The organism is Bacteroidales bacterium (assembly GCA_016709865.1).
In the GTDB taxonomy this organism is placed as follows: domain Bacteria; phylum Bacteroidota; class Bacteroidia; order Bacteroidales; family VadinHA17; genus LD21.
The window spans coordinates 548,119-574,305 of record JADJLX010000005.1 but is presented as its reverse complement, the minus strand read 5'-3'; the positions used below and the strand labels follow the sequence as shown (position 1 = coordinate 574,305).

The following is a 26,187-nucleotide window of genomic DNA, read 5'->3' as shown; positions in this document are numbered from 1 at the left end:
ATGCGTAAAGGATTCATATTTGACCAGAATAAATGTGTTGCATGTAACGCCTGCAGGGCAGCCTGTATTCTTGAAAATGGATGGAAGGTAAGTCCCCGTGTTGTCTATACTTATAATAATGAAACAATTACATCACTTCCTGTTGTTAACTTGTCTCTGGCCTGCAATCATTGCGAAAAACCAGTGTGTATGGAGGGTTGCCCTTCCTGCTCATATTTTAAAGATGAAGCAACAGGTGCAATTGTTATTAACGATGAAAAATGTATCGGCTGCAAATACTGCAAATGGAATTGCCCTTACGATGCACCTAAATTCGATAACAAAAAAAAGGTAATAGGAAAGTGTAATCTCTGTTATACCGGTTTTGCCGAAGGAAGAGTGCCTGCGTGTACATATGCCTGTCCTACAGGCGCTTTGGGCTTTGGTGATCTCCCATTTAATACTGATGATAATACACCATCATGGTTTCCGGAAAAACTTATTAATCCGGCTCTAAAATTTGCCGGACAACAGAATATTTTTCCGGTAAAGATAATACCTGAGCAAAGCTTTGAAACAGACATTGTTCCACCAAAGGATGAAAACTATTTTAAATCGAGTCTGTATAGTCTTTTGTTTTTTAGTTTTCTGTCTGCTCTTTCTGTTGCTTATCTTGGCTCATCTGTCATAAGGGGAATCAATCCGGATTTATATTTGTTTCTGACAATCACTGTATTGGCAGCCATCGGCTCTCTTTTCCACCTGGGGAAAGTAACAAGGGCCTGGAGAGCTGTATTAAATATTAACTCCTCACCGCTGAGCCTCGAAATAGTTTCATTCATTATTTATTCAATTGTATCTGTTACAGCTGTTTATTCAGAACTTCCGGCATTGATGATAATTTCCTCCGTAGCGGGACTTCTTTTTCTGCTCTCTATTGACAATGTTTATACTTATGCGGAGAAACCAAAACCTTCAGGTCTCCATAGCGGACAGACTTTTATCAGTTCATTGCTTATGATTGCGTTTCTGTCAGGAAGTCTTATTCCTTTTATATTCATTGCAATATTGAAAATATTTCTCTCTTGGTCAAAGTCTATGGATACCGGAAACAGAGATTCATATACAGTTCTGAGAATAATACGGATAGCTTTATTAGTAATATCAGGAGCTGCTCTCATTTATTACAGATCATTAACTAATTTTATCACAGCACTTTTTCTCACAGGCGAATTACTCGACAGAATGATATTCTATATCGATTTTGATCAGTTAAACATAAAGACATCTATAATCAGACATATAACATCTTTAAAGAATGAAAAAGAAAGAAGTTAACAGCGCCAGGATGCCAGTTTACCGGGATGCTGGTTTTGAACTTTTTGATGCAGAGACAACAGCAGCAGCATTTAAGAAGGAAACGGAACATGAACGTGTTCCCGTCAATTATATTTATTCAAGGTACCGCAATCCTACTGTAGTCGCCGCCGAAGAAGAGATAATGAAGCTTGAAGCCTGTAACTGGGCTCTCCTGACTCAGTCTGGCATGTCTGCTATTGACACTGCATTATCAATATTTCAGCATGGGGCAGCTACAAAACCATGGCTCTTTTTTACTGAAATATATGGCGGAACCATTTCTTTTATTGAGTCTGTATTAAGAAACAGGAGAGGAATCGATATTCATTATTTTACCCCTGAAAACGGAACATATAATCTGGCTGATTTTGAAAAGGTTATTTCAAAGCTTAAACCTGAGATTGTTTACATAGAATCGGTATCCAACCCAATGGTTATAGTTTCAGATGTCACTGAAATTGCAGCAATTGCCAAAAAATATGGAGCTAAAACAATCCTTGATAATACATTTGCAACTCCCTGGCTTCTAAAGCCATTGGATGAAGGAGTGGACATAGTAATTCACAGCGCTACGAAATATTTTTCCGGACATGGAAATCTTACAGCAGGAGTGATCTGTGGTAATGATACGGAGATAATGAAGCAGGCTATTGAGTACAGGAAATTTGTAGGACATATGCTTTCACCCGATGATGCATACAGATTACAAACTCAGATACAGACCTTTGAACTCAGGTTCTCTCAACAGTGCAGAAATGCCTCACAATTAGCTGAATACCTTAATTCAAATCCTCTGATAAAGAAAGTCTGGTTCCCCGGATTGAAGAGTCATCCGACCCACATTATAGCAAAAAAACTGTTCAGGGGGAAAGGTTACGGAGCAATGATCACCTTTGATTTTGACGGCAAAGACGGAAATGAAAAAAGGAGCAGGAGAGATAAATTCATAAAATCGGTTTCAGATAAGATAAAACTTATCCCCACACTGGGTGACCCTCATACAATACTTATGCCTGTTGACGCAGTATGGGGAGCAAAATATCCGGAGCCGGGAATGATAAGATTATCGGTGGGCTTTGAAGATTATGGTGAATTGGAGAAAATTATCATGACAGGAGTAGAGACTCTATAACTCGCCGCAAAGCGGCATAAAGACCTATCTCCAGTCAACCGGCAAAACACCATGTTCCTCCAGATACTGATTACACTTGCTAAAGTGTTTGTTGCCAAAGAATCCCCTTGAGGCTGAAAGAGGAGAGGGGTGCACAGATTCCAGTACCAGATGCCTTGACCTGTCAATTGCTTCACCCTTTTTCTGGGCATAAGCTCCCCATAAAAAAAACACAAGGTGATCTTTCTCTTTATTAAGTGTACTTATTACACTATCTGTGAATTGTTCCCAACCCTTTTTCTGGTGCGATCCGGCCAGATGAGCCCTCACTGTAAGTGTTGCATTTAAAAGCAATACGCCCTGCGATGCCCAGCGCTCGAGGTTTCCTGATGCCGGACGTGAAATCCCAAGATCCAGATTGATTTCTTTGAAGATATTAATAAGGCTGGGAGGGAAGCCTACTCCATCTTTTACAGAAAAGCATAAGCCATGCGCTTGTCCCGGACCATGGTATGGATCCTGACCTATTATTACAGCCTTCACTTTCTCAAATGGACAAAGATTAAATGCATTAAAGATCAGACTGCCCGGAGGATAAACTTCGCCTGCCAGATACTCCTGCTTAACGAATTCAGCAAGTTTTATGAAATAGTCAGATTCAAATTCATTGCCCAGTTTTTCTTTCCATGAGGGCGTAATCTTTACTTCCATATTTTAAGATAAAAACAATATTCGGCTAAAGATATAAAATAAATGGGTTGCCGTCTGCTGCCGGCAACCCAAAACCATTTTCTCACCCTCACAACCTAAACTATTACTATTTCTGATGATTAAGACTCTTAAATCTGTTAGTTAACGCCTTCTCATCCTTACAAATATATGAATTTTATTTACAAAAGACTAAAATATGTTATTATTATGAGGCTTCTAATTACAAATATTAATTTATCCTGATTTGAAGATTCATGCGGTATTTCAGACTGCATTAACTAACTTTGAAATAAAAATGGCAACTGAAATTGAGCGTAAATTCCTTGTAACTGGAGAATTCAGGCATCTTGCAATAAAGCAGATCAGTATTAGGCAGTTCTATCTTTCAATTGATCCTGATAAAACAATAAGGATCAGAATAACAGATGACAAAGCTTTTCTTACAATCAAGGGTAGATGCCAGGGCAAATCTATATCGAGAAGTGAATGGGAATTCAATATTCCAATTAAAGATGCAGAAGAAATGACAGCTCTTTGTTTACCGGGCAGAATAGAAAAGACCAGGTATTTAATTCCTGCCGGCCGGCATACTTTTGAAGTCGATGTTTTTCACGGTAAGAATGAAGGTCTGGTGATTGCAGAGATCGAATTATCTTTTGATAATGAATCGTTTGAAAGCCCAGAGTGGTTAGGGGAGGAGGTAACAGGAAATCCTGCATTTTACAATGCCAACTTAATAAAAACCCTTTAACCACAAAGGTCACAAAGTTCAATACAAAGGGATTTTTGTATAAATCTTTTGTTATCGTTTGAAGATAAAATAGACAGCCAGTATAAGAAACGCGAACCCGATAAGGTGATTCAGCCGGAACTGTTCATTTTTAAATACCAGCAAAGTAAAGACTGTAAAAACAAGTATCGATATAACTTCCTGAATTACCTTAAGTTCTACAAGTGAAAAAGGGCCGCCTGTTTCTCTGAAACCCAGTCTGTTAGCAGGAACCTGAAGTGAGTATTCGAAAAATGCAATTCCCCAGCTCAGCAGGATAACTGAAAAGAGACTGATTGACTCAAACCTGCTCATAGTCTTCATTTTAAGATGGCCATACCACGCAACTGTCATGAAAGCATTTGACATTACGAGTAGGAGAACTGTACTGAGGCCCTTCATAAAAAAATTATCTGTTTAAATCGTTGATAATTCTTTGAATTACCTCAGTAAATGTGTAGCCACCCTGTTTGGTTGCAGCAACAAAACCGCCATCGGGAGATATACAGGGATTGGCATTTATTTCAATTACATAAACATTTCCATCCTTATCAATTCGTGCATCGACACGGGCATAACCCTTAAGTCCAAAAAGATGCCAGCAGGCACGCGCTGCTTCTTTCAGCCTGCTCTCGAGTTCTTTGCCGAGTTTGTCACCTGGAAATTCTCTGACTGTATTCTCATATTCAAAGCTATCCATTTCCCACTTCGCCTTAAAATCAATTATTCTTGGCTTAGTATCACCATAATCAACGAATACAATTTCAGCAGGTGGTAGTACCTCCGGACCATTCTCTCCTGCCAGTACACTCATGTTAAATTCTCTTCCATCAATGAAATCTTCAATGAACCAGTGGGAATCATCCAATCCTTCAAGTTTTTCTTCAAAGCCTGGTACACAGTCAAATACAGACTCCTCGCTTATGCCTAGCGAGCCATCTTCCCAGATCGGCTTTACAATATACTTCCTTCCAGGTTTGAGCAGATTTTTCTGCGAAGGAAAATAGCAGGAGGGGTTTCCTATACCGGCGTTCTTCATCGCTTTACTGGCAAGTGTCTTGTTGCTTGTCAGGAACATAGCCTCAAGAGGATTACCTGAATAAGGTATTGAATACAGATTCAGGAGAGCGGGAATGAAATAATTAAGCTCTCCTTTATTATTTATTGATTCTACAAGATTATAAACGAAATCGTACTTTTCAGCAGCCAGCACTGGAATCTCATCCATGAAACGGTCAGTTATACCTTTCCTTGATACCTGATAACCAATTTTATTAAGGTGTTCCTCAATATGTGCCACCTGATCAAGAACATCAAGTTCATCTGCCAAAGCCCCAATACTGGGTTGGTTATAAATTATACAACATCTCCTCATCTTTTCAACTCCTCAACTTTTACTCTTCAACTTTGAACTTTAAACTTTGAATTTTTAACTTTTAACTTTTAACTTTTAACTTTCTAACCCTTTATCCTCTTAATCGCCGCCTTCATTATCATCTCCATAAGTTCCTGGTATTGTATTCCATACATCCTCGAAAGAATAGGCAGATCAGAATGAACCGGATTCAATCCTGCAAGCGGATTTGCTTCAATGAAACAGATCCTTCCCTTACGGTCAGCTTTAAGATCAACCCTTCCTGCATCAACTGCATCGAGTGCTTTCCATGCACTCAGAGCAACTGATTTACATTCAGCACTTATATCTTCATCAAGAGGTTTGTACGTGCAATATTCCTGATAATTTTCTTTTACTTCAACTGAATATGGAAGATTATTTGCACATATTACTTCCATTCCTCCTATTGCTACAGCATCTTCGCCATAACCAACAATCCCCACAGTGAATTCCCTGCCCGGAAGATACTCTTCAACCAGGGCCGGCTGCCTGAATTCAGCAAGAATCCATTCCACCATTGATTTCAATTCATCATATGTATTTACAAGACTCTTTGCTGTAATCCCCTTACCGGTACCTTCAGAAACCGGTTTAACAAAAAGCGGATATTCTAAATTGTATTTGTCAAGGTCTTTAATGTTTGATACCAGAATTCCCGGACTAACTGGTACTCCGGCAGCTGATACAACAAGTTTGGCAATATGCTTGTTGAGCGATAAGCCCATTATTACAGGACCACTGAAGACATACGGAATTTTGTATTGATCAAGTATTGCCGGAACGACAGATTCTCTTCCATCACCATATAGTCCCTCGGCGATATTAAAAACTATATCCCATCTTTTACCTGCAGCAAGAGCCTCGATAAGCTGAAAAGCATTACCGATAGGCTCAGTCTCATATCCCATAAGTTTAAGGGAATTCTCAAGTGCATCAACTGTCTCCTGCTTGTCAAATTCAGCAGTTTCATCCATGGAATAGCCACGGTCAATATACCATGACCGAAGATCAAATGTCAGACCAACTTTCATCTATAACTTATTTTTCAGGATATTCACACAGTATACCCTTGTAGTTCCGCATAACTATTTTTTCTTCATTATGTTCAACCACGTAGTTAGGGAGAAGAGGAATTTTTCCTCCTCCACCGGGAGCATCGACAACAAACGTAGGTACTGCGTAACCGCTCGTGAATCCTCTGAGTCCTTTAATTATCTCAAGACCTTTTTTAACTGTTGTCCTGAAATGACCCGAACCCGGAATTAAATCACATTGATAGAGGTAATATGGTCTTACCCTTATCTTCAGTAATTTGTGCATAAGTTCTTTCATAACCGGTACATTATCATTTATACCTTTAAGAAGAACAGTCTGACTTCCAAGAGGAAATCCGCCATCGGCAAGTTTAATACAGGCTTTGGCGCACTCATCAGTGATTTCTGCAGGATGAGAGAAATGAAGACTGATGAAGAGCGGATGATATTTTCTAAGTATTGAGATTAAATTATCAGTTATACGCTGCGGAAGTACCACAGGTATCCTTGTACCTATTCTGATAATCTCAACGTGCTCAATGCTACGTATGTTTGAAAGTATATAGTCAAGAGTTTCATCAGATAATGTAAGCGGATCTCCCCCGCTTATCAGAACATCTCTTACTTCTTTATGACTTGCGATATAACTAAATGCTTTTTCAAAATCCTGTTTTCCAAGCTTATCGAGCCTGCCCACAGTATGTGAACGGGTACAATAGCGGCAATAATTTGAACAAACCTGTGTTACTGTAAATAAGACCCGGTCGGGATATCTGTGTACAATACCCTTCACCGGAGAAAATGATTTCTCATGCAGAGGGTCAGACTGCTCACTTTTTGTTTCAATTAATTCTTCAACAACAGGAATCACATTCCTGCGAAGAGGATGTGATGTTTTTGTGTTATAGATTAATGATGCGAAATAAGGTGTAATCCTTAATGGGAGGCGGCCTTTAAGATTATTAATAGCCATTATCTCCTTATCGGATAACTTCATGATTTTCTTTAGGTCTTCAATGCTTGTGTAAGCATTCCGAAGCTGCCATTTCCAATCATTCCAGGAGTCGATAGTTGTCAGGGGGAAGTAGCGGTGCATGAACTCCGAACTTCGGTTGCTAACTGACTGATTTGGGATTTCAATTTGCGAAAAAATCGTGGTTTTCGCGCCAGGCTCTTCATCAGAAGAGCAACCCACGAGGCGACTCTCTCCATCGAGTGTCGTAGCCTCATTATTGTTAGCGTTCATAACAGATGATGAGAATTTTCACCTTTTCTTTTTAGTTTGTTTGTTTTTAAATTAATTACTGTTTTTCTAAAATATTTAGTGACGAAAATAAATAATCTATAAATACAATGTATCATTCGAATGCCATAAATATTAACACAATTTGTATTTTATTAACAATCGATTTATTACTGCATCACTTTGTCTATTGTATGTATTTGAATATGTGTATTATAAGCCATTTTATTCTTTCAATAATTTCACCCCTGATACTGGTACTTTTTTTGCCAGATTTTTGTCGAATGAGATAATAATTTTTTTCATCAACCTTATCAGGGGTTATTATTCTTCCTAAAACTCTATCTCAATGCTTTTTTTAATTTAAAATCACAACCTTTTAAAGATATTCCCGAGACAATTTTGATAAAATTAAAATACTTTTGCAATCTGATTTCTTAAAAGAACAATCATTTTAAAATTTTGTTTACAGACTATTCAATTATCATACCAATTTCCATTTAAATGGATGAGAAAAATAAAAATAACCGGATACTGGCTTTACTGTTTGTTGGTGTCCTGATGGGTGCTCTCGATATCTCGATTGTCGGACCAGCAATTCCGGCTATAGAAAAATCTATCAGAGTCGATAAACAACTTATGTCATGGATCTTTTCTATCTATGTTCTTGCCAATCTGGTTGGTATATCATTGATGGCAAAACTTTCTGACCTGTATGGCCGCAGAAAGATCTATATTATCTCGATTTCAATTTTTGCATTCGGGTCACTGGTAGTAGCTTTATCTGAAAACTTCAATATTCTCCTGATTGGAAGAGCTATACAGGGATTCGGTGCCTCTGGTATTTTTCCTGTTGCATCAGCAGTCGTCGGGGATATCTTCCCCCCAGAAAAACGGGGAAGAACTCTTGGATTGATCGGAGCTGTATTCGGTCTTGCTTTTATTCTTGGTCCTTTGATCGCGGGAGTCGTTCTCAGATTCTTTGTCTGGAATGACCTGTTCTATATTAACCTTCCTATTGCAGCATTCCTGATATATTTCAGTAACAGACTTCTTCCGTCAAAACCTGTCGGAAAAGTTTCTTCCATCGACTGGAAAGGGATAATTATACTTGGTTCATTACTTTCAGCTTTTGCTTATGGGATTAACAGACTCGACGCTAACAATTTTACCGACAGCCTGTTGTCGGTTAATGTTATTCCTTTTCTTCTTTTTTCATTCTGCGCAGTTTTCCTATTAGTCTACATTGAAAAAAGGGCGGAAACTCCTGTAGTTAATCCAGGTTTGTTTCTTGTCAGACAAATACGTCTCACAGGACTAATTGCAATCGGAACAGGGGTCTTTCAGGCTTCATTTGTTTTCCTTCCGTCAATGGCAATTGCAAGTTTTGGAGTAGCTACAGCAACTGCAAGTTTCATGCTTCTGCCAGTTGTTATTGCAACTGCATTAGGCTCTCCTGTATCAGGACGTCTCCTCGACAAATATGGTTCAAGGGCTCTTATAATTGCCGGATTAATATTAAGCGCAATAGGTTTTTTAATCTTGAGTTCAATAGGTGATAAAAGGTCTCTTTTCTATACGGGAGGAGTTTTTCTGGGACTGGGATTTTCAATTCTCTCTGGTTCAGCTCTCAGATACATAATGCTGAATGAAGTCTCTGTTATCGAAAGAGCTTCAACTCAGGGCATTATAACAATATTTATAAGCATCGGACAAATGGCAGGAGCAGCAATAATCGGAACCCTGGTTGCTTCGTATAAGATACCATCGTCCGGGTTTAAACAGGTATTTTTTATTATTGCAATCTTTGCTGCAGTTCTTGCAATTACCGGACTCTTTCTGAAAAGCAGGGAGTCTGAGTTATTAACAGTATCAAAATCAGATAACCAGATTTAAAGTGAGTACGGATAAGGCTTCAAATAAAACAACAGGTAAACTGCGGTCATTCTTCAGAGACGTTTCGGAGGCCATATCAGGGACGGAACAGGATTTTACTGAGGGACGGCTCAGCAGAGCTATTCTCCTGCTTGCTATTCCGGCAGTACTTGAAATGATTATGGAGTCAGTTTTTGTAATTGTCGATATTTTCTTTGTCTCAAAGCTTGGAGCTGATGCTGTAGCCACAGTAGGTCTTACAGAATCAATGATAACTATAATATACGCCATAGCTATCGGGTTAGGTACAGCAACTACATCACTTGTATCGAGAAGAATAGGAGAGAAGAATCCTGATTCAGCTGCACATGCTGCCGTTCAGGCAATTATGACTGGTTTGGCTGTATCACTATTAATAGGTATACCCGGGGCAATTAATGCTGAGAGGTTACTTGAAGCGATGGGTGCTTCACACCAGATCGTTGATCGTATGTCGGGTTATACAAGGATAATGCTCGGAGGGAATGTTGTCATAATGATGCTTTTCATTATTAACGCTGTTTTCAGAAGTGCGGGTGATGCAGCAATTGCAATGAAAGTTCTTTGGATCGGTAACATTATTAATATAGTACTCGATCCGTGTCTGATTTTTGGTCTTGGCCCATTCCCTGAACTAGGAGTAGCCGGCGCTGCAACAGCAACAACAATTGGAAGAGGAACAGCAGTAATTGTTCAGTTCTATCTGTTATTCTTTGGAAAGAAACGGATTCAGATAACTTTAAAACATATTGCTGTTGACTTCAAAGTAATGCTAAAACTGCTAAGGCTTTCATTCGGAAGTATTGGTCAGAACCTCATAGGAACATCAAGCTGGATAGCACTGGTGAGGATTATTTCCATTTTCGGAAGCGAAGTTTTAGCCGGATATACAATAGCCATCAGGATAGTTGGCTTTACAATTTTGCCTTCGTGGGGACTAAGTAATGCGGCATCGACTCTTGTTGGACAAAATCTGGGAGCAAAAAAGCCTGAAAGAGCAGAGAAAGCTGTTTGGGCAACTGGCTGGGTAAATATGATACTCCTCGGATTTATCGGAATTATTCTGGTTATATTCCCGGAAACATTCATACGTCTTTTTATTGATAATGAGAATGTAGTTAAAGCAGGAGTGGTAGGTCTGAGGATCATAAGTATCGGATACATAGCTTATGGACTCGGAATGGTTCTTGTGAATTCCTTTAACGGAGCCGGAGATACTTCAACACCTCTTAAAATTAATATTTTTGCATTCTGGATGGTTGAAATCCCCCTGGCATATCTGCTGGCAATTAAAGCAGGATTAAATGAAGAAGGTGTATTCATTGCTATTGTTGTTGCCGAATCGCTCATGACCTTCATTGCATGGCTTGTTTTCAGAAGGGGAAAATGGAAGCTTAAGCAAGTTTAAATCCTTTAACCACAAAGGTCACAAAGAGAGGTACTCTTCTTTTTACCTTTGTGTTTCTTTGAGGTTACTTTGTGTCCTTTGTGGTTAGAAAAGACCCTATTCTTCAGGACTACCTGTATCTTTACGGAGTTTCTTTATCGAACCGCGATTCTTCTTTTCTTCCAGTCTTTTAAGCTTTGAAGAAAATGTCGGTCTGGTTGCCCTTCTGTATTTTGGAATCGTCAGAGCCTTTGAAATCATAAGGTAGAACTTCTCGGTAGCTGCTTCCTTATTTAAAATCTGTGAACGTTCCGACTGTGAAACAATTAACAGCTCTCCCTCCTTATTGATCTTATTCTTAAGTTTTCTGAAAAGGAGTTCTTTTTCATTTTCTGTAAAAGAGGAGGATTGAAGGAGATTAAAACGCAGCTCAACTTTTGAACTGACCTTATTCACATTTTGACCTCCGGGACCACTGCTCCTTGATGCAGAAAATATGAATTCACTCTCAATATTCCGGTTTTTAATATCTTCGGGATCCATGACTTCATTTGTCTTTTATACAAAAAAAAGTGCCACACCGGCTACGCTCACAATAGCTCCAATTATCTCAGCCAGAGTAACTTTCTGTTTATAAAGGAGAACTGCCGGGATTATTATAAAAACAGGTACCAGCGCCATAATTGTAGACGCAATACCTGCTTCTGTATATTTAATTGCAACCAATGAAAATGAGACTCCAAGAAAGGGACCAAAAAATGCACCAAGACTAGTCAGCAGCATCCCGTCTTTGTTTTTTGTTGCAATCGCCACACTTCTCCAGCGGGCAAGTATTGTAACAAGCATTGTATAACCTATAATCCCGGCAATGATCCTGATCTGCGTTGATGCGAAAGGATCATAATCATTCATTCCAAACTTGCTCAGGACAAGGCCTAATGCCTGACCTACTGCACCTCCAAATGCATAGAGTATTCCTCTTGGCGCAAGTTTAAGTGTAAGCTTTTCACCTTTCCCGCTCCGGCTGAAGATTGCAATAGAAATACCTGAGAATGTTAATGTCATACCAAAAAAATGAAACAGTGTTAATCTCTCTCCAAGAATTATAAAACTGAAGAAAGCCGTAATAGGAGGGACCAGAGTCATAATGAGCATTGAGAATCTGGAGCCTATCATTGTATATGACTTGAAAAGAAACAGATCGCCAAATACGAATCCGATTAATCCCGAAACTGAAAGCCATATCCAGTTTTCAGCACTTGCATCGAGGGGTAAAATAAACCCTCTTCTGATCAGGGTGAAAACACTCAGAAATACCAATCCGATCACAAGTCTGAGGATATTAACCGCAACAGATCCTATCTTATGACTTGCAGATTCAAACGCCAGCGCAGTTATTGTCCAGAACAATGTTGTTAGTAACGCAGCAAACTCACCCAGATGATTGTTAAAAAACTCCATTCAATAATAATTACTCGAGATTAATTACTTTAACCTATAAATCTATTTAACCGCAGAGTCCCGATAGCTATCGGGACACAGAGTAATAGATTGAGGACCGCAGAGGTATCTATATTATGATATTCTCTGCGGCACTCAGCTCTTCTCAGCGGCTCTCTGCGGTAAAAATTCTTCTCAGAAAATTTCGCTAAAAATAATATTTTTAGGTATACTATTACTCTTCTGTATATTCAAAAACATAAGTTCCCGATCCTGCCTTGAAATTAAGTTTGTTTCCTGAGACTGACAGATCAGAAAAATTCTTGTTCTCTGTAATTGGTTTTCCGTTTTCAATAACTTTTGATGCCGCCATAACCGGAAGAACAACAGTTGCTTCCGTATTTGCAGGGATTTTTACAGTAACAAGAATTGTATTGCCTTTTCTTTCCCATCCTGAAGCAACAGTGCCATATGCACTCTCGAAAGATGCTTTTGAATATGTAAGTTTCTTAGACGGATGCGGTTGAAGAACAAGCTGTTTATAGCCGGGGATTTGATCTCAATACCCGCTGATACCCTGTACATCCAGTCGCCGATTGCTCCGTATGCATAATGGTTGAAAGAGTTCATTCCGGCATCCTGGAATGTGCTGTCTGTCTTCTGTCCGTCCCAGCGCTCCCATATAGTGGTGGCACCCATTTTTACAGGATATAGCCATGAAGGGTATCTCTCCTGAAGAAGCAGATCATAAGCTACATCGGTGTACCCGTTCGAAGAAAGAACATGGCATAGATATGGGGTTCCCAGGAAGCCTGTTGATAATCTGTTACCTCTGCTTTTTATATCTTCAGCAAGAAATTTTGCAGCTTTTTGATTGAGTTCATCAGGCAACAAATTGAACATAAGGGCAAGTACATATGATGTCTGCGAGTTGGTACCTACTCTGCCTGCTTTTGTAACATATTCATTGATAAATACTTCTTTTACTTTATTGAATATATCATTATATAATTTTGCATCGTCAGTTTTTCCGAGTGTCTTTGCAGCTTCTGACAGGATACTTGCAGAATAAGCATAAAATGCTGTAGCAATGAAATCGCGCTCAGTGTAACCATCTGCTTCAGTATGATTATTCACTGGCGGGTGATAAAACAACCAGTCGCCATATTTGCTTCCGCCTTTCCAGATGTAGCTCTCTCCGGCTTTCTTCCTTATATACTCTACCCATGCTTTCATGCCTGGGTACTGATTTTCAAGAAACATTTTGTCGCCATAAACAAGGTACATCGTCCATGGAGCGATAACTGCCACATCTCCCCAGCCGGCTGACGGCTGAGCTGTAGTTGCATCCTGTTTGTTGAGAACATCCGGAATTACATCCGGGACTTCTCCGCCGGGTTTCTGATCGGCAGACACATCTTTAAGCCATTTTGTAAAGAAGGAAGATACATCCATATTATATGCCGCAGTTCTGCAGAATGCCTGCGCATCACCTGTCCATCCAAGACGCTCATCTCTTTGAGGACAATCTGTAGGCACATCAACGAAATTGCCTTTTTGTCCCCACTGTATATTATGCTGTAGCTGATTAAGCAATGCATTTGAACTTTCATAACTTCCTGTGACATTCATATCAGAATGAACAACAACGCCGGTAAGGTTTTCTGGTTTAAGATCACCCGGGAAGCCGGTTATCTCAACGAACCGGAAACCCATAAAAGTGAACCTTGGTTCATATACTTCTTCACCTGTGCCGGCAAGAGTATAAGTCAGCTGACATTTTGCGGCACGAAGGTTGGTAGTGTAGAATTCTCCAAACTTATCCATCACCTCAGCATGGCGCAAAGTGACAACTGTACCCTTCGGACCTGATACCTTAAGCCTTAACCATCCAACCATATTCTGGCCCATATCTGCTATCAGTTTTCCTTTTGGTGTCCTGAAAATCTTAACAGGTTTTATCTCCTGGATTTTTCTGATTGGCGAACCTTCAGAAGCAATTAAAATGCTGTTATTATAATTTCGTGTGATAACCTTTTTCCAGCTGCTTTCGTCGTATCCCGGTAAGTTCCATCCGGTCAGCTTCTTTGTAGCATCATAAGTTTCACCGTTATAAATATCATTCATTCTTATAGCTCCGTTATTTGAAGCTTTCCAGGTCTCATCAGTAACTATCAGACTCTCTGTGCCATCAGTGAAAGTTACTTTCAGCTGCATTAATAATCCCAGACTCTTTCCATAGATTGCCCAGTTATTTCCCCATGCCAGAGTTCCCCTGTACCAGCCATCACCAAGTACTGCTGCAACAGCATTATTGCCTTTTACAATCATGTCTGTCACATCATAAACCTGGTACTGAAGTCTTTTTCCGTAGGAAGTCCAGCCCGGTGTTAAGACCTGATCACCTACTTTTTTCCCATTCAGATGAAGCTCATAATATCCGTGAGATGTAACATAAACTCTTGCGCTGGCAATTGTTTTGTTCATTGCAAACTCTTTTCTGAAGTGAGGTGACGGGCTGTAACGTTGTGTATCACCTTCCATCTCAATCCATTTAGCTTTCCAGTCAGCCGGTGATAACAAACCCATTTCTATAAAAGCAGTCTCACTCCATTTTGACTCCCTTCCTTTATTATCCCAGACTTTCACCTGCCAGAAATACCTTTGTCCAGATTTGAGTGCAGGACCTTTATAAGGCTGAAGAACTGATTCCGCGGATTCGATTTTGCCAGATTGCCATATATTTCCGGAGGAAGAAAATTTATTATCTGTTGCTACTCTTACGGAATAGGCTGTTTGCATAATTCCATTTCCCGAGCCGTCGATCTTCCATGAAAACCTGGGTTGCTTGTAGTCGATGCCAACCGGATTCTTTTTGTGCTCACAAGTCGGATCTTTTACTAACAGATCCTGTGCGAAAAGACCGGTACACAGACATAGAAAGAGAAGGGAGAGTTTGAATGATTTCATGATTTTTAAATATTTGGTAATTTTATATCAAGATTATGAAAAAATGTCTGAATAAAAAAATTAGCAAATGTCAATTTCATTCCTGAAAGTTTATAAATTGCAGTTCACTTAAAATAATGAAATTTTCATGAATCCAATTACAGGTATTTTATTGATTGCACTGGGAAGCATTGGTGCTGCAAGTTTCTATGTGCCATTCAAAAAGGTCAAATCATGGGCATGGGAATCATACTGGATAACACAGGGTGTTGCAGCATGGTTAATTGCTCCGGTTCTCTTTGCTTTCATATTTGTACCAAAGGGAGAATTAATGCCTATTATTAATGAAGCTCCCTCGTCAGCAAAACTGATGGCAATGTTTTTTGGTGCTTTATGGGGATTCGGAGGATTGACTTTTGGTCTGAGTATCAGATATCTGGGAGTTGCACTAGGTCAAAGCATTGCTCTTGGTCTGTGTGCTGCTTTCGGTACTTTAATACCGCCAATTATTGCCGGCGACAACCTTTTCTCGTCCACAGCAGGTATTCTGACCATCGTTGGCGTTTCAATTACAATTGCAGGAATTGCAGTCATTGGTTATGCAGGTTCGCTGAAAAGCAGTGAAATGACTGAAGAGGAGAAACGCGCCGCAGTAAAGGAGTTTGCTCTTAAGAAGGGTATTTTTATTGCAATATTTGCAGGGATCATGAGTGCCTGCTTTAATTTTGGCTTCGAATCAGGAAAACCGATTGAGGCTGCTGCACTGGCTCATGGAACAAATCCTCTTTTTCAGAAGAACCCATCGCTGATCTTCATTCTGTTCGGAGGATTTGTAACTAATCTTATATATTGCGGATACCTGAATATAAAGAATAAAACATACAAAGATTATTACACAGTTTCCGGAAGTGTACTTCTCAACAACCTTTTCTTTACATTTCTAGCTGGTTTCCTGTGGTTTCTGCAATTTCATTTTTTCGGAATGGGATCAAGCAAGCTTCCGGAAGGAATGGCAGTATTTGGCTGGAGCATATTAATGGCTCTTAATATTGCAATCAGCAATATCTGGGGCATATTTCTAAATGAATGGAAGGGTGTTAAGAAAAAAACAATAATTGTACTGCTTGTTGGAATCCTGATTCTTATACTTTCAACGTTTGTTGTTAAACTCGGATAGAATATGGAAACGAAAAGATTTGGTTTTAAGATGAAGATGCTTCCGGGCTTCAAGGAAGAATACAGGAAGAGGCATAGTGAGATCTGGCCGGAACTTGTAAAACTCCTTAAAAATGAGGGTATTGGCAATTACTCTATATTTCTTGATGAGGAGAGCAATACACTCTTCGCTTACCAGGAACAGTCAGGAGAAAGCTCATCACAGGATCTCGGCAATACTGAGATTGTTAAAAAATGGTGGAAATATATGGCAGATATAATGGAAACTAATCCTGATAATTCGCCTGTAACAATTCCACTGGAGCAGGTGTTTTATATGGAATAAAGTTATAAGGTTATTGGGTTATTAAGTTATTAGGTACTACTTAAATACAAGATATATGAAAAAAGAGGTTATCGAAAAGGCCTATAAACTGGCAAAAGAGCAATATGCAGAACTGGGAGTGGATACAGACCAGGTTATTGCTGAATTGGATAAAATAACTATCAGTTTACATTGCTGGCAGACTGACGATGTTGGCGGATATGAGAAGCCTGATTCAGTTCTGGGTGGCGGAGGAATCCAGGCCACAGGTAATTTCCCGGGGAAAGCTAAAAACATTGAACAGATGAGAGCTGACCTTGATAAGGCAATGTCGCTTCTGCCCGGAAAGCAACGATTGAATCTGCATGCAATATATGGTGAGTTTGGAGGAAAACTTGTAGATCGTGATCAGATCGAAGTAAAACATTTTCAGGGCTGGATCAACTGGGCCAGGAAAAGAAAAATGGGTCTTGATTTCAACTGTACCTGCTTCTCGCATCCAAAAGCAGATGATGGTTATACTCTTTCAAGTAAAGATGAAAAGATCAGAAAATTCTGGGTTGAACATACAAAACGCTGCAGGGCAATAGGTGCAGAAATGGGCAAGCAGCTCGGAACACCGACTGTTCACAATATCTGGATCCCGGACGGTTCGAAAGATACACCTGTTGACAGGAATACACTTCGCAAACAGCTCAAGAAATCACTTGACGAAATATTTGCAGTTAAATATCCTAAGAAATACCTCAAAGACTCTGTTGAGAGTAAACTTTTTGGCATTGGCTCAGAATCGATGGTTGTTGGCTCACACGATTTCTATGTAGGCTATGCGATAAAAAACAATACAATGATAACGCTCGATAATGGCCATTTCCATCCTACTGAACAGGTTGGAGATAAGATCTCTTCAATCCTTCATTTTGTTGATGAGATCTTGCTTCATTTGACCAGGGGTGTTCGCTGGGACAGTGACCATGTTCTTACATTTAATGAGGAGTTACTTTTAATTGCTAACGAAATAGTACGCTGCAAAGCTCTCGGCAGAGTTAATATCGGTCTCGATTATTTTGATGCCAGCCTTAACCGTATTGGTGCTTATGTTATTGGTACCCGTTCGGCACAAATGGCATTTATGTATGCCCTGCTCGAACCAACAAAAACCCTTGTAAAGTTCGAAGAACAGGGTAAGAATTTTGAAAGGCTGGCATTGCTTGAGATGCTCAAGTCAAAGCCTTTTGGTGCAGTGTATGATTATTACTGCTTAATAAACAAAATACCTGTAGGACAGGATTATATTGACGAAATTTCAAAATACGAAAAAGAAGTTTTAAGAAAACGTTAGAGATATTAAAGTTTTACAAAATAAAGCCCCCTTTAGGGGGTTTGGGGGCAAGGAAATAAAAAATGAAAGAGACAGTTATTGCCATATTCGATATTGGCAAAACAAATAAAAAGTTAATCCTTTTTAATGAGGAACTCAGGGTTGTTTCTGAATCTGAGCAGAAATTTCCTGTGATCTTAGACGATGACGGTTTTGAATGTGATGATATTGAACACATTGAAAAGTGGATTAAAGATTCTCTGGCTGTTCTTGTGAAGTCTGACAAGTATAGCCTTAAAGCTGTCAATTTCACCACATACGGTGCTACATTAGTCTATCTTGATGAAAACGGGAAAAGGCTTACACCGGTTTATAACTATCTGAAACCGATTGAAGAAAAGATCCCTGAAGGATTGTATAAAAGGAATGGTGGCAGGGATGAGTTTTGCAGAAAGACTGCGTCGCCTGCACTCGGAATGCTAAATTCAGGAATGCAGGTGCTATGGCTTAAAAAGAACAAACCAGAAGTCTTTTCAAAAGTCAGACACATACTTCATTTCCCGCAATATCTATCATATACAATCACTGGCAAGATCTACTCCGAGCATACATCAATAGGATGTCATACTGCTCTCTGGGACTTTGATAATATGAATTACCACAGCTGGGTGAGAAATCAGGAACTAAACCTGCCTGAACCTGTTCCGGTGGATACTTTGAATCAGGTAGAGATAGGAGGTAAGCAATTACAAGTCGGTATAGGCATTCATGATAGTTCTGCATCACTTGCTCCATATTTTCTTGGGAGCAAGGGAAAATTTCTGCTTTTGTCAACAGGTACCTGGTGTATAAATATGAATCCATTTAATACTGAAATACTTACAGCAGAACAACTTGATAAGGATTGCCTATGCTATATGAGTATTACTATGCAACCTGTTAAGTCCTCACGCATATTCCTGGGATTTCTTCACGAGACCGCTTCAAAACGTATTGCTGAACACTTCAGTAAGCCTGATGATTACTATAAAAAAGTTGTTGCAGACATAAAACTGTCTTCCCGTTTGAAATTAAAGTATGGCACTAAGAAGAATTTTTTCCAGTCAGGCCTTTATTACAGGGAACTCAGGGAATATATTGACATGTATGAGTTTTCAACCTTTGAGGAAGCATACCACCAGCTAATGAACGAGTTGTGCGATCTTACTATTGATTCAATTAACCTGGTAATACCTGAAAATGACGATATTACAACAATTTATATTACAGGTGGCTTCTCTAAAAATGTCCTTTTTCTCAATCTTATTGCTGAAGCATATAAGTCTAAATTAGTATATACTTCCGAGATCTCAAATGCATCTGCACTTGGAGCTGCTCTGATAATTTCAGGTACAAAACCTGATTTGAATCTCGGCCTTACTTCTCTCTCACATACCGGAAATTAATTATGAGAATTTACAAGATATCTATTCTGATACTCATTATTGCCACTGTAAACTTCTCATGTGAGAAAGAAAAAGATCCGGTGATTAAAAATATCGTTATTAATGAACTTATGGCAGTAAACTCAACCATTGTTGCTGATCAGAATGGTGAATATGATGACTGGTTTGAACTATACAACCTTACTTTGGCAGACATAGATATTTCTGGTTATTATCTATCTGATAATGACACCAAAACATCAAAATGGAAGATACCGCCAGGAACTGTAATTAAAAGTAAGGGATATCTTGTTATATGGGCTGATAAAGATACTACTCAGGCCGGATTGCACGCAAATTTCAAACTATCGTCAGGCGGAGAGGAACTGGTTTTGTCAAATCCTGATCTGTCGGTTATAGATGAAATATCATATCCTGCCCAGACAGCTGAATTATCTTATTCCAGAGTTCCTGACGGGACCGGTTCATTCAGATGGCAAAATCCGACTTATAACGCAACAAATAGCTCAACTAAGTAACATTTATTTAAAAGGGTGATCAAATCCTATGCGCAACGAACTGATATTTAATTCTTTAGTAAAACTAAAACCAGTAAGATTAGCTGCAATGGATTGTGTGAGATTTATGAACCGCACAGATACGAAGTATGTTTTTTCAATTAACAAGCTTGCCGATCTGATAAATAATCTGAATGGCAAATACAAAGTCCTTGAAATTGAAAAACTGAAGACACAGCTTTATACAACCACATATCTTGACACACCTGACTTTCTGTTTTATTATCAGCATGTCAATGGGCATCTTGAAAGACACAAGATTCGCTTCAGGACATATGAATCAACAGGTGAGTCATTTCTTGAAGTAAAAACAAAAACCAACAAAAACAGAACCATTAAGAACCGGCTGAATTTTAATAGTGTATCTGAATCCTTTGATGAAATATCCGGTAGTTTTATAAGAGAACATTCTTCAGTAGATCCTTCTGTATTGAAACCGGTTCTTATTAACCGGTTCACAAGAACCACACTTATCAGTTTTGCAACAATAGAAAGGATCACCCTTGATTTTGATCTCTCATTTACAGATATAGAAACAGGGAACCGGGTTGAAATGCCATATATCGCAATTGCTGAATTGAAAAAGGAGGGTCATTCTGCATCCTCTCCGTTTAATGATAACCTGAAGAATATGGGTATTCATCCGACAGGATTCAGTAAATACTGTATCGGAAGTGCAATACTAAATGATTCCCTGCGTAAAAACAGACTTAAACCTAAATTACTGAAACTAAATAAGATTGAAGATGAAAGCATTAGCTCTGGTGGCATTTGAAAACACACAATCAGCGGGTACTGACATATCAAGCCTGTCGAACTTGATTGAACTTGTGGGTCGGTTTTCCCTAAACCTCATTGTAATTCTTGTAATTGTAAGATGGTTGTACTTCACAACTACTAGAAGGAAAGACTACCTGTTCACCTATATACTTATATCAAGCATTGTCTTCCTTCTTTGCTACCTTCTGGCTAATGTTATGCTTCAGGTCGGTTTTGCACTGGGACTTTTCGCAATATTCGGAATTATACGATACAGGACAACCACAATGCCAATTAAAGAAATGACATACCTGTTCCTGATTATAGGAGTATCTGTAATTAACTCACTTTCAGACACTGCCACAAGTATTCCGGGTATCTTATTTGCTAACCTGATTATAATATTAATAACCTACGGGCTTGAGAAGAAGTGGTTAATGAAACATATCTCTGCAAAGAGTATTACTTATGAAAAGATTAACCTTATCAAACCTGAAAATCACCAGGAATTGATAAATGATCTTCAGCTCAGAACCGGCATTAGTAAAATTAACCGTGTTGAAATTGGTGAAATCGATCTGTTAAGGGATGTATGCTATCTGACAATCTATTTTGAAACTTCAGATAAAACTGATAATCTTTCCACACAGGTAGGACATAAAAAAGAACTTAGTGAGAGGTAGGATTATTTTATTGTCATTTTTTTTATTATTTATCAGTAAATCAGGCTATAGCCAGGATGATGATTTTGGAATATGGTATGGAATAAATTCTGAATTTGCCATAAATAAAAAGCTTGAAGCAGATGTATCTGCCATGATACGTACATTCAACAATGCTGCTAAAATTGAGCAGTCCTATATCGAAAGTGGCCTTTCCTATAAATTCAATAAAAATTTTCTGGCAGCAGGTTCATACAGACTTATAAATACTATAGAAGATGATGACCTGTTTCATCTGCGCCATAAATTTATGTCGGATATCAGGGGAACTCTTCCAATTGCAGATTTTACTCTGTCTGTCAGACTGAGGCTCCAGACACAAATCAGGACCTACTTTGAACCAGGTGATGATAAAACGCCTGATTTTACAGGAAGAATCAGACTAAAGTGTGAGTACAACATTCCAAAGTTTCCTGTGAACCCATACCTGAGCTTTGAATCATTCAGCCCAATGTTTGAAAATTCTGACAGATTTTTAGGAAAGGAAAGAATTTCAGCTGGATTTGAATATAAGATTGCAAAAAAACATTCGGTTGAACTCGGGTATATTTTTCAACGCGATTTTATACCGAGAAAGTCAGATATCAACATTATTTCTGTTACATACAATGTTAAGTTTTAGCTATTCCTTTTTAAGTGAAGAAATAAGTTCAGCACCGGTGACCTGTTTAACGGAAAACCAGATCGCCAGAAATCCGGTTAACATAACCACCAGAATCATACTCATAAGGTAGATCCAGGGTATGTCCTGACCACCCATGAGAGATGGGAGAGTGGCTACAATTGCAGATAATGCTCCTGATACCACTCCGGCAGAAAGAATCAATACCTGTTCAGAAAGGATGGTTTTGCGGATTTTCTGTACCGTGAAGCCTGTCGCAAGCATCAGAGCAAATTCCCGTTTGCGCCGGTTATAGTTCCTTAATAGTACAAATCCAAGACCAGCAACACCGGTGATCATACCAAAAGCTCCAAATACCCCAAATACTGCTAAATATGTATTTGTAACAGCATAAAAAGATTTTAACCTTTCGGGAGTTGGCTCTGTATTCAGTCCGTAGTTTGACAGTCTCTCATTAAGGGTACTTTTGTAAAGATCAGTTCTAGCCTTATCACCATCTACAAGCATTATTGATGTACCTGATACTGAAGGAAAGTATTTGCTGAAATTCTCCTTGCTGATAATCACATAACCCTGAAAAATTGAGGATTTCAATCCGGCAGCTATTATTATATTCAGTCGTTGTCCGGTCTCGGCTCTTAAAATAAGTGTATCACCAATACTTAATTTTAGTCCCCAGTCAAGAACTGTCTGATCTGCAATACCATAAATAGTTGATGCACCCGAATTAAGGTTAAGATAAGTCCATGGATTAACAACATTTTTACCTTTAATTACCTTCGCAAATGAGAATGATTCCCTTGAAATAAACTCATCCGGGTCAATGCCAAGCAAGGGGGGAGAGGTAATATGATTAAGATTTAAACAGCTTGCATCGTTGCCAGAAGATCTTTTAATTGTTGTAATTGTCATGGCTGAGAGGGAATCATCATCAAGCCCAAGGTCAACCCTTCCTTTTTGAGTTGACGGATCCGCCGTAAGCGGGATGTTACTCTCGCACCATAAAAGATAACCGCCGGTACCTGCTGATCTTTTAAGCAGCTTCTCATCAAAATCCATCCTGTTGACACCTGTTATGAATACTGCAAAGATGCCGGCAGCAATAAACAGGATTGGAGTAACAGCATGTGACGGATAAAATGAATAGTAGAGACGTGATATACTTTTTCCGGTTCTTAAACCTGTATGACTTTCTTTACTTCGTCTGATATAAAGCTGCCGCCAAAACAAAATAAAGGTGACCAGCAGAAGGGTCCCTGCTCCAAAACTAAAAGCAGTATTGTTGTCACTAAATATCAGGGAAACAGAAAACAGTGAAACAGTTAAGATACCAGTAACTATAAGATAAATCAGATTCTGACCCGGAGAAGCAAACTTGTGCAAATCCTTTTCCCTGCGATTAAGGCTTTTCAGGTAATTCCTGGTTTTTAACCACATAAACAGGCTCATGACCAGCATTGTAACGATGAAACCAATCAGAATTGGCATCAAATCAAAGGATGCCGACAGCGTATTGGTTTGTACCGCTCCCTGCCAGACTGAATTCAAAGCACCTGTAATTAAGATGTTTACGAGATACCCTGCCAGGGCGCCAATGAAACAACCAAAGGCACCAATTAATGTTGATTCATTAAACAGGAGCCTCTCAATCCACTTGTTTTTGAAGCCAAGAGCAAAATAAGTATTTATTGCTCCTCTTTTAGTTTCAAAATAGTAGGAAACTGCAAAAGATAAGAGGACGATTGAAGCAACAATCAGGAAAAATCCAAGGCTGAGAAAAAGGGTTCCGAAATCTACGCTTTCATCGGCAGCTTTAACCGATTCTCCTGCAATGTCTTCAACTGAAAATCCAAGGATAGCCGGATCAAGAGCACCATCCAGTTTCGCTTCAATTTCATCTGTTGTAATACCTGACGGTATACGTATTGAGGTGGCAGGTCCAAAATTACTGCCCCAGATCTCCCTTCCTTTTTCATAACTGATAAACGCTTTGGGCCTCCCTTTGTAAAGGGTCCAGTATTCTTCGTCCTTGTCGCGGATCTCATCCATTTTGATTGGTACGCCTGCATCCCATGATGAGCAGGACTCACTTCCGGCAATCCCCGGGAAATCGGGCATCAGAAGCGAATCGGCCCAGATACCTTCACTTTTCGCAATCTTACTGACAACAAACACTTCATTCTTTTCAACAAGCTTGTTGAGAGAATCGGGGGCATACCAGTAAAGCTGAATTGATTCTCCTGGTTTTACTTTCAGGTCTTCTGCAAGCCAGTTATTAATAATTATTTCATTGCCGGAAACAATCTCAGGATAGATTGAAGATGGAATCGCCGATACAAAGGAATATGGTGAAGAGCCTGAAGCTGATTTTATTCTGTTGGCAAGATATGTTATTACAGGAGAAGATGTTGGAATCAGATTACTTATTCCGGAAATTACCGGCAAGTCAATAAAAACTCTGTCAGATATCAACTCCTGTTCATCTGTTTTTGCAATAGATCTGATTCTTAATCCGGCATCAGATGGCTTTAATGACTTTTTCAGAAGGTCAAATGCTTCTGTCGAAGAAATGCCTGCCTTCTTATCAATAAGTAACCTGTTAATTTTCGGCGATGTATCTGAAACGATCTGAAGATCAGCAAGATTAATAAAAATGTTCATTGGAGTAATCTGGCTGATCATCAGTGAAAAATTACCGTATTGATCTGGCTCCAGTATAGCACCGATTTTCATAACTACTGATTTACTCTCATCTGCTGCAGGGGCAAAAGGAGCATCTGCAGGAATATCACTTAACTCATTATACCTGATTATTATGTCATCACCTGGCTTTAATTCAAGATGATCGGCAAGTCTTCTGTTAATTATCGCTTCGCCTTGTTTGAGATTAAATGAAGGATTACCATGAAACTGAAAAAAGTCATTACCTATTCCATAAATATGGGTGTTAAATGCACCTTTCTGACTGGTTATACTCTGACTAAAACCATCTAGCTCAAGCAAACCTGTACAACTGATACCCGCAATTGAATCAATCCTGCCAACAAGCTGACTATCAAAAAACCTGATACCTGAACTTATTACTAATCCCGTGTTCCCAAGACGCTCAGAGGCTGATTTTTTCAGGCTGGTTCTCACAGATTTTCCGGTAAGAAGAGATCCTGTTATAACTGCAGACAGCAATGCAATTATGAGCACCTGGTAAAGAGCCGGTTTACGATAGAACTTAAGTGAACTTATCAGAATCCTGAAGTTTCCTGGTATCATATTATTGCAGTTTACCATCCTCAAGTCTGAATACTCTTGACATTTTCTTAGCAAGCTCCTCTGAATGTGTTGCAAGTATCAGAGTTATTCCAGTTTCCCTGTTCATTTTAAGAAGCATATCACCCAGATTCTCAGCATTACGGCTGTCAAGTGAGCCTGTTGGTTCGTCAGCAAGAAGGATTAAGGGATTATTAGCCAGAGATCGTACCACTGCCACTCTTTGAGCCTCACCGCCTGAAATATTCGAAGGATACTTGTCTTTCAGATCAGATATTCCTGTTTTCTCCATTAGCTTAAATATAACTTCTTCTCTGGCTGACAGTTCTGAAGAAGAGTATTTTGAGGCCAGCAGGGGAAGAAATATATTTTCCTTAACTGTAAGATGGGGCAGCAGGAGATGATCCTGAAATACAAATCCAATATTTTTGTTCCTGTAGGCAGCTGATTCATCATCAGTGAATTGGGCTATGGATGAACCTTTAAAAAGGATTTCCCCTGCATCAGGCTTATCGAGTAAGCCCAGAATATTCAGAAGAGTTGACTTTCCCGATCCTGATGGGCCCATTATCGCAATTGACTCACCCTCATTCACTTCGAGTGAAAGGTCATTAAGAACCTGTCCGCGTTGTGTGAATGATTTTGATATATTTTTAATTGAAAGCATATTGAACATTTTTTGCCACCAAGGCACTAAGGCGCCAAGGAAGAACAGTTTAATAAAA

At 39.2% G+C, this 26,187-nt stretch carries 24 protein-coding genes; 13 read left to right on the top strand and 11 right to left on the bottom strand.

Features of this window, described 5'->3' with window-relative positions; genetic code table 11:
* Together IPJ16_11060 and IPJ16_11055 are read left to right on the top strand one after the other, a co-directional pair.
* A complete protein-coding gene (locus IPJ16_11060) occupies window positions 1-1,317 on the top strand; it encodes a dimethyl sulfoxide reductase anchor subunit (GenBank protein MBK7627710.1) in 1,317 nt (438 codons plus the stop codon).
* Window positions 1,298-2,470, top strand: a complete 1,173-nt coding sequence (locus IPJ16_11055; protein MBK7627709.1) for a PLP-dependent transferase — start codon at window positions 1,298-1,300, stop codon at window positions 2,468-2,470. Before IPJ16_11060 ends, IPJ16_11055 begins: the two co-directional genes overlap by 20 nt.
* 24 nt (window positions 2,471-2,494) lie before the next feature.
* Here IPJ16_11055 and ung read toward each other — a convergent pair whose 3' ends face one another.
* The gene (gene ung / locus IPJ16_11050; protein MBK7627708.1) at window positions 2,495-3,160 is read right to left on the bottom strand and encodes a uracil-DNA glycosylase; all 666 of its coding nucleotides are present in this window, start codon (window positions 3,158-3,160) and stop codon (window positions 2,495-2,497) included.
* A 295-nt stretch (window positions 3,161-3,455) separates the two neighbouring features.
* Here ung and IPJ16_11045 point away from each other — a divergent pair, with 295 nt between their 5' ends.
* Window positions 3,456-3,911, top strand: coding sequence for a CYTH domain-containing protein (locus tag IPJ16_11045; protein MBK7627707.1), 456 nt, complete (start codon window positions 3,456-3,458; stop codon window positions 3,909-3,911).
* A 51-nt stretch (window positions 3,912-3,962) separates the two neighbouring features.
* Here IPJ16_11045 and IPJ16_11040 read toward each other — a convergent pair whose 3' ends face one another.
* From IPJ16_11040 to IPJ16_11025, 4 genes are all read right to left on the bottom strand, one after another.
* Complete coding sequence (locus IPJ16_11040; protein ID MBK7627706.1) at window positions 3,963-4,331, bottom strand: DMT family protein; 369 nt, start codon at window positions 4,329-4,331, stop codon at window positions 3,963-3,965.
* Window positions 4,332-4,338: 7 nt separating this feature from the next.
* Window positions 4,339-5,259 (bottom strand): ATP-grasp domain-containing protein, encoded by a 921-nt coding sequence (locus tag IPJ16_11035; GenBank protein ID MBK7627705.1) that lies wholly within the window; start codon window positions 5,257-5,259, stop codon window positions 4,339-4,341.
* 128 nt (window positions 5,260-5,387) lie between these two features.
* On the bottom strand, window positions 5,388-6,356 hold the full coding sequence (locus IPJ16_11030; GenBank protein ID MBK7627704.1) for a D-alanine--D-alanine ligase: 969 nt from the start codon (window positions 6,354-6,356) through the stop codon (window positions 5,388-5,390).
* A gap of 7 nt (window positions 6,357-6,363) precedes the next feature.
* Complete coding sequence (locus IPJ16_11025; GenBank protein ID MBK7627703.1) at window positions 6,364-7,605, bottom strand: KamA family radical SAM protein; 1,242 nt, start codon at window positions 7,603-7,605, stop codon at window positions 6,364-6,366.
* 501 nt (window positions 7,606-8,106) lie between these two features.
* Here IPJ16_11025 and IPJ16_11020 point away from each other — a divergent pair.
* Together IPJ16_11020 and IPJ16_11015 are read left to right on the top strand one after the other, a co-directional pair.
* Window positions 8,107-9,498, top strand: coding sequence for an MFS transporter (locus tag IPJ16_11020; GenBank protein MBK7627702.1), 1,392 nt, complete (start codon window positions 8,107-8,109; stop codon window positions 9,496-9,498).
* A gap of 1 nt (window position 9,499) precedes the next feature.
* On the top strand, window positions 9,500-10,924 hold the full coding sequence (locus IPJ16_11015) for an MATE family efflux transporter (protein MBK7627701.1): 1,425 nt from the start codon (window positions 9,500-9,502) through the stop codon (window positions 10,922-10,924).
* A 96-nt stretch (window positions 10,925-11,020) separates the two neighbouring features.
* Here the strand turns inward: IPJ16_11015 and arfB are convergent, their stop codons facing one another.
* The 4 genes from arfB to IPJ16_10995 all read right to left on the bottom strand — a co-directional run bounded on the left by arfB (window position 11,021) and on the right by IPJ16_10995 (window position 15,313).
* Complete coding sequence (arfB, locus tag IPJ16_11010; protein MBK7627700.1) at window positions 11,021-11,446, bottom strand: aminoacyl-tRNA hydrolase; 426 nt, start codon at window positions 11,444-11,446, stop codon at window positions 11,021-11,023.
* Window positions 11,447-11,461: 15 nt separating this feature from the next.
* Window positions 11,462-12,364, bottom strand: coding sequence for a DMT family transporter (locus IPJ16_11005; GenBank protein MBK7627699.1), 903 nt, complete (start codon window positions 12,362-12,364; stop codon window positions 11,462-11,464).
* 214 nt (window positions 12,365-12,578) lie between these two features.
* The gene (locus tag IPJ16_11000; GenBank protein MBK7627698.1) at window positions 12,579-12,716 is read right to left on the bottom strand and encodes a hypothetical protein; all 138 of its coding nucleotides are present in this window, start codon (window positions 12,714-12,716) and stop codon (window positions 12,579-12,581) included.
* Between the two features lie 41 nt (window positions 12,717-12,757).
* Window positions 12,758-15,313 (bottom strand): family 78 glycoside hydrolase catalytic domain, encoded by a 2,556-nt coding sequence (locus tag IPJ16_10995; GenBank protein ID MBK7627697.1) that lies wholly within the window; start codon window positions 15,311-15,313, stop codon window positions 12,758-12,760.
* Between the two features lie 127 nt (window positions 15,314-15,440).
* Between IPJ16_10995 and rhaT the strand changes: the two genes are divergently transcribed.
* The 8 genes from rhaT to IPJ16_10955 all read left to right on the top strand — a co-directional run bounded on the left by rhaT (window position 15,441) and on the right by IPJ16_10955 (window position 22,198).
* The gene (gene rhaT, locus IPJ16_10990; protein ID MBK7627696.1) at window positions 15,441-16,469 is read left to right on the top strand and encodes an L-rhamnose/proton symporter RhaT; all 1,029 of its coding nucleotides are present in this window, start codon (window positions 15,441-15,443) and stop codon (window positions 16,467-16,469) included.
* 3 nt (window positions 16,470-16,472) lie between these two features.
* The gene (rhaM, locus tag IPJ16_10985; protein MBK7627695.1) at window positions 16,473-16,793 is read left to right on the top strand and encodes an L-rhamnose mutarotase; all 321 of its coding nucleotides are present in this window, start codon (window positions 16,473-16,475) and stop codon (window positions 16,791-16,793) included.
* Between the two features lie 55 nt (window positions 16,794-16,848).
* Window positions 16,849-18,114 (top strand): L-rhamnose isomerase, encoded by a 1,266-nt coding sequence (locus IPJ16_10980; protein ID MBK7627694.1) that lies wholly within the window; start codon window positions 16,849-16,851, stop codon window positions 18,112-18,114.
* A gap of 62 nt (window positions 18,115-18,176) precedes the next feature.
* Window positions 18,177-19,538, top strand: coding sequence for a carbohydrate kinase (locus IPJ16_10975; GenBank protein ID MBK7627693.1), 1,362 nt, complete (start codon window positions 18,177-18,179; stop codon window positions 19,536-19,538).
* Between the two features lie 2 nt (window positions 19,539-19,540).
* Window positions 19,541-20,056 carry a lamin tail domain-containing protein gene (locus IPJ16_10970; protein ID MBK7627692.1) on the top strand — a complete coding sequence of 172 codons (516 nt, stop codon included), beginning with the start codon at window positions 19,541-19,543 and terminating at the stop codon, window positions 20,054-20,056.
* A 28-nt stretch (window positions 20,057-20,084) separates the two neighbouring features.
* On the top strand, window positions 20,085-20,870 hold the full coding sequence (locus tag IPJ16_10965; GenBank protein MBK7627691.1) for a polyphosphate polymerase domain-containing protein: 786 nt from the start codon (window positions 20,085-20,087) through the stop codon (window positions 20,868-20,870).
* A complete protein-coding gene (locus IPJ16_10960; protein ID MBK7627690.1) occupies window positions 20,842-21,537 on the top strand; it encodes a DUF4956 domain-containing protein in 696 nt (231 codons plus the stop codon). The genes IPJ16_10965 and IPJ16_10960 overlap by 29 nt, the downstream gene beginning before the upstream one ends.
* Window positions 21,527-22,198, top strand: a complete 672-nt coding sequence (locus IPJ16_10955) for a DUF2490 domain-containing protein (GenBank protein ID MBK7627689.1) — start codon at window positions 21,527-21,529, stop codon at window positions 22,196-22,198. Before IPJ16_10960 ends, IPJ16_10955 begins: the two co-directional genes overlap by 11 nt.
* Here the strand turns inward: IPJ16_10955 and IPJ16_10950 are convergent, their stop codons facing one another.
* A complete protein-coding gene (locus tag IPJ16_10950) occupies window positions 22,199-25,465 on the bottom strand; it encodes an FtsX-like permease family protein (GenBank protein ID MBK7627688.1) in 3,267 nt (1,088 codons plus the stop codon). It abuts the gene before it with no gap.
* A gap of 1 nt (window position 25,466) precedes the next feature.
* On the bottom strand, window positions 25,467-26,129 hold the full coding sequence (locus tag IPJ16_10945) for an ABC transporter ATP-binding protein (GenBank protein MBK7627687.1): 663 nt from the start codon (window positions 26,127-26,129) through the stop codon (window positions 25,467-25,469).
* Between the last annotated feature and the right edge of the window lie 58 nt (window positions 26,130-26,187).